Below are 5055 nucleotides of genomic sequence, written 5' to 3' on the forward strand. Positions count from 1 at the left end.
CCGTCTTCGGGTGGTTGGAAACGCAGCACGGGATCACCCGTGGCAAATCGGATGACGGAGTCCGACAGATTGGGGCCGTCTTCGGCGGTTGCGACCCGTTGCCAGGACTGCGTCCCCGCTGCGTCGACCAGCGATCGATCGATGATCAACCGCGCATCGGTCGGCTGGCCGATCCGATCGGAAACCACTTCGATGAAGACCGGTTGGCCCTTGGACAACTTGCAAAGGTATTGATCGGTGTCGCTGGCCGAATCAAAGCTGGCTTCCACACACGCCGGGACCGTCAGTTCGATGGGGACATCGGTTTCGTCGACTTCGACCGGATCCCGCGTTACCACGCTAACTGATTTGGGGAACTCGGGTTGCAAGTCGGGCTGTGTCTGGATGCCTTCGGTCACCAGCAAACCGTAGGGATAGGCTGCACCGCCCCGGAACAATGCGTCGTGTACCGCGACGATCAACGGACCGTTGTCGGTTGCCGTCAGCGTGAGTTGCAAATCCGAGTGGTCGCTGCCGATCGCACTGTCCAGCGTTCGCCCTTTGGCGTCAGCGACCGAGACGGCGCCGATCAGCTGGGAATCGATGGCTTGTGCGATCACCCGAATGCTGTATTGCTTGCCGGCGACTGCGTCGAACGAATAGAAATCTCGTCGCTGTGGCGAAACGCGCCGGCAATGCGTTTGTCCAAGTTCCAGGGCAGTTGCCGTCGACGGATCGGTGCCCACCGCGGGGACGATGCGAATCTCTTGTTGGACAACAATCGAACGCGGATTGGAGATCCCGAATCGGCCGACCGCTCGGACTTCATAGCGTCCTACGGGAACGTCGGGGGCGACCGTCACACTGAAGCTTCCGTAACGCGGTGCTTCGATCTTGGTCAACGGTCTGGCCGGGCCGCTCAACAAGGTCGCCGTGATGCCCGGATGCGAGAAAACAAGCTCGCGAACCTCTTCCGTGTTTGCACCCTCGGCGATAGTGACCTCGTACGATGCTCCGGGGGCAAAGAACGATTGGGAAAGCGCCCGGAGTCCGATCACGGGTAGCTGTGCATCAACGTTGCCGCCTGCCATGCAGATCATGGCGAGCAGGGCGACCAACACACGGCAAACGTAAGGCCGGTCGCCGCGCGACCGATCGGCGAAAAAAGGATTGAATGGGTGGGGCATCAGTGGTTGAACAAAAACTCTTTGGAGTTCACTAAGGCCCAGATCAAATCTTCCCAGGGCTCTTTTTGATTCTCGCGTTCCCCCAGATAGCTCAGCGTCGACTTGAGTTCTCCGTCGTTCGGTTCGCGGCTCAACGCCAGCTTGTACAGTTCTCGAATCTTGACTTCGGTCGGTCGTGAACTGTCGGCGGCAAACGCGGCGGCTCGTCCCTGGTCATGCGTCAGCTTTTTCTGCATCTCTTCTGAATTGAGCAGGTGCAGACTTTGCGCAAGATTCGCCTCCGAGGATCGCTCGCACTCGCAGGCCGTCTTCGAATCGGGCTGACCAAACACGGACAAGAAATACGAATTGAATCCGGTGTCGGGCAGTTCAACGGCGCGTGTTCCGGCCGGCATCCCGGCGAACGCCGTGGACGCTCCGGTGACCACATCGATCGAATCGAGCAGCGTTTCGGCTTGCAAGCGTTTGGGGTAGTAACGCGAGTGGCTGCGACGATCGATGACGTTGTCGGCGAGCGCGTCGGAGGAGGCGTTGTAAACGTCGGAGCGACAGATCAGCCGGATCAACGCTTTCAAGTCGTAATTCGATTCGACGAACGATGCCGCCAAGGCATCCATCAGTTCGGGATTTGACGGGGGATTGGTGACGCGCATGTCGTCTTCCGGTTCGACCAATCCGCGTCCCAGAAAGTGTTTCCAGTACCGATTGACGAGTGCTTTGGCAAAGAACGGATTTTCTGGCGACGTCACCCAGTCACTCAAGTCACCACGCGGGTCGGTCGCCGCATCGGTCTGAATTGCTTCGGCATCGAGTCCGGCCGGCGACACGTTCTGGCCCGTTTTCGGATGCTTGGCCGACGGTGCGGCGATGCGGGTCACGAATGTGACGTCGGTACCCTGCGTCTTCTTTGAAATGGTCGAGAAGAAAGCCGACATTCTCGCGTAGTCCTCTTGGCTCCACTTCTCGTACGGGTGGTGATGGCAACGTGCACACTGAATCCGCTGACCCAGGAACAATTGGCTGATGTCTTCGACCCGTTCGTTCTGGTCGGTGACTTGCGATAGCCAAGCGGTCGCGGGGTTGCTGAACAGCGAGCCGCTGGCGGTGAGCAATTCGTCGACGAGTTGGTCGTACGGTTTGTTGTCGCGGAACGACTCCTTCAACCAATGATGAAACAGCATGTTCGAGACTTGCAGCGAACCGCCGGTGCGTCGGTTGCGCAGGATCACGCCCCACTTGCGTGCAAAGAACGAGGCGTAATCGTCGCTCGCCAACAATCGTTCGACCGTCTGGGCGCGTTTGTCGGCCGCGTCGTCGGCAAGGAACGTGTTGGTTTCATCCAGGGTGGGAAGCCGACCGGTCAGGTCCAGCGTCACGCGTCGAAGAAACGTCGCGTCATCGCATGGCGGCGACGCGGGAATTCCGAGCGAGTGGAGTTTCTTGCGGACAAACCGGTCCACCACGTTGACCGATTCGGGTGCGGCCGGATCACCATCGGCGGCGATCGACTCGGAAGGCATCTCAATTCGCAAGGGGATTTCGGCGCGGAACACCGTCACGTGACCTTGGTAGCGGGCCATCACGGCGACATCGCCGACCAACTGGCCGGTTTGCACCAGTCCCGTGGCACTGACTTCCGCCATTTGCGTGTCGTTGGATTCGTAGACCGCCGCTCGGGTGACGTCTTCGACCGAACCATCGCTGTACGTCGCGATCACCGAGAGTTGTTGCTCGCTGCCGCCGGCCATTCGGCGAACTTGGGGATAGCAGCGGATCGAACTGACCGTCCGGATTTCGCCTTGGTCGTAGGGCATTCCCTGTGAGATCCATCGCCGCAGGACGCGGTACTCGTGCGAGTCGCGATCGGTCCGGGCTCCGCCACCGTGTGGCATCGCGTTGATCGTTTTCATCAACAACAGACTGCGATCGGGCGAGGCCAACGAAACACGACGCCCGCGAGATTCCGCCACCAATCGTTTGTGATCTTCGCCGGGTTCAAAACCGAGCAAGGAAAGCCGAAACCCGTTTTGACCGGCGATCTTTCCGTGGCATCCGCCGCCGTTGCATCCCAACTTGGTAAAGATCGGAACGACTTGCCCGCAAAAGCTGACCGGTTGAGCCTGGCCGGTGCCGGAAACGACCAGCGTTGCGGTGGCGTTTGCACCATCGTCACTGGTCGCTGACAACGTGACGGTCCCGTCGGCCAGCGGAGTGACCAATCCACTCGGATCGATCGAAACCAAACCGTCGGGCGAAGCGGTAAATGTCACCTGCCGCGTCCAGTCGGTCGTCAGGCCGTTGGATTCAGATCGAGAAACGATCAGTTGCAGCCGAGCGTCGGTGCCGACCAACTCGGTGGCAGCGGCGCCTGCGGCGTTGTCGATGCGCAGGGTGTCGGCAACGGAATGGAGGGCGGGCAAGCAGAGCAGTGCGAGGAGAGCGAGGGCTCGGATCGCAAGCTGGGAGCCTTTGGGATTGGTGGGGGTCATGCGATCAACTCGGCGATCGGATCACTGTCGACCAGAAATTGCGGGCGTCCGGTCGGATCGGCAATGGTGGTCGAGTGGGTGTCGATGCCCAGGGTGTGGTACAGCGTCGCGACAACCTCTTGCATGTCGACCGGGCGTTCGACCGCCTCTTCGCCCATTCGATTGGTCGCACCGATGGCTTGACCGGTTTTTAACCCGCCGCCGGCCAGCCATGCGCAACTGACTTTGGTCCAGTGATCGCGTCCGGCGTTGGCATTGATCTTGGGGGTGCGTCCGAATTCACCCCAGACCGCGATCGCGACATCGTCCAACATGCCCCGCTCGTCCAAGTCATGGACCAGCGCACTGAGGCACTGGTCGAGTTTGCCACCGTGGTCGCGGACCAGGTCAAAGTTTTGACCGTGGCTGTCCCAACGCCCGTAGCTAAGGCTGACGACACGGACGCCGGCCTCGACCAACCGGCGCGCGACCAGCAATTGATCGTTGCACGTCGGGGCTCCGTCGTACTGATAGTTGTACGGTTTGCCGTCGCCGTAGCGGGCAACGATTTTGGGGTCTTCTTTGGACAGGTCCAACGCATCGACCAACTTGCTGCTGGTGAGCACATCGAGTGCGCGTTGGCCGAACGCATCCATACCTTCCATCGCCCCGCTGATGTCGATGTCCCGGCGCATCGTGTCCAGTTCGTTCAACAACTGGCGGCGATCTTGCAACCGATCAAATGAAATCCCTTTCAGCGTCATGTTCTGCATGCCCGGCCCGTCGGGCTTGAAGGGCGAATAGGCCGACCCCAAGAAACCGGCTTGACCGGAGTCGGACCAGGGGACGTGACGCGTCGGCGCGGCGAGGCCGACAAAGGGCGGCACCGAGGGATCGACCGGGCCGAACAATCGCGACGCCGCTGCACCGATCGAAGGACGGCCGCCGAGGTTCTTCAACGAGTTGCCTTCCCAACCGGTAAAGCATTGCATCCCGTCGTGTCCGCCGCGGCAACCGACGACGCTGCGAATGACCGCCGACTTGTCCATCAACGCGGCAAGTTTGGGGAACACCTCGCAGATTTGAATGCCGGGCACGTTGGTGTTGATCGGCTGGAATTCGCCGCGGACTTCACTGGGTGCCTCAGTCTTGATGTCCCACATGTCTTGGTGCGGTGGACCGCCGGCCAAGAAAATGTTGATCACCGATTTGTGTGATCGAGGTGAGGGAGACGAAGCTTCGGCGCGGTACAGGTCGGCCAACGAGAAGCCGCCCATGCCGAAGGACAGGCCGCCGATCTTTAGAAAGCTTCGCCGGTTTCGTCCGTCGCAATAGCGACTGGAAGGACCCTTGATCGTCAACATGATCAGGCCGGGGTGAGTGGTGGGATGATTCAGGTGGGACCCGGGCGGGATCAATCC

General features: G+C 60.4%; 3 protein-coding genes. All 3 read right to left on the reverse strand.

Features of this window, described 5'->3' with window-relative positions; genetic code table 11:
- A partial coding sequence (locus ABX749_RS21290; RefSeq protein WP_372897751.1) for a hypothetical protein occupies positions 1-1166 on the reverse strand: 1166 nt, incomplete at its 3' end.
- Positions 1166-3655 carry a DUF1549 domain-containing protein gene (locus tag ABX749_RS21295; RefSeq protein ID WP_372897752.1) on the reverse strand — a complete coding sequence of 830 codons (2490 nt, stop codon included), beginning with the start codon at positions 3653-3655 and terminating at the stop codon, positions 1166-1168. The genes ABX749_RS21295 and ABX749_RS21290, both read right to left, overlap by 1 nt.
- Positions 3652-5055, reverse strand: a 1404-nt coding sequence (locus ABX749_RS21300) for a DUF1501 domain-containing protein (protein WP_372897753.1), incomplete at its 5' end; no start/stop codon positions are given. The genes ABX749_RS21300 and ABX749_RS21295, both read right to left, overlap by 4 nt.

It is taken from the genome of Stieleria sp. (assembly GCF_041595215.1).
Lineage (GTDB): Bacteria > Planctomycetota > Planctomycetia > Pirellulales > Pirellulaceae > Stieleria > Stieleria magnilauensis.

Excerpts from the sequence above, each read along its gene's own strand:
- ABX749_RS21295 (WP_372897752.1), bottom strand. The coding sequence starts at position 3,655 with ATGACCCCCACCAATCCCAAAGGCTCCCAGCTTGCGATCCGAGCCCTC.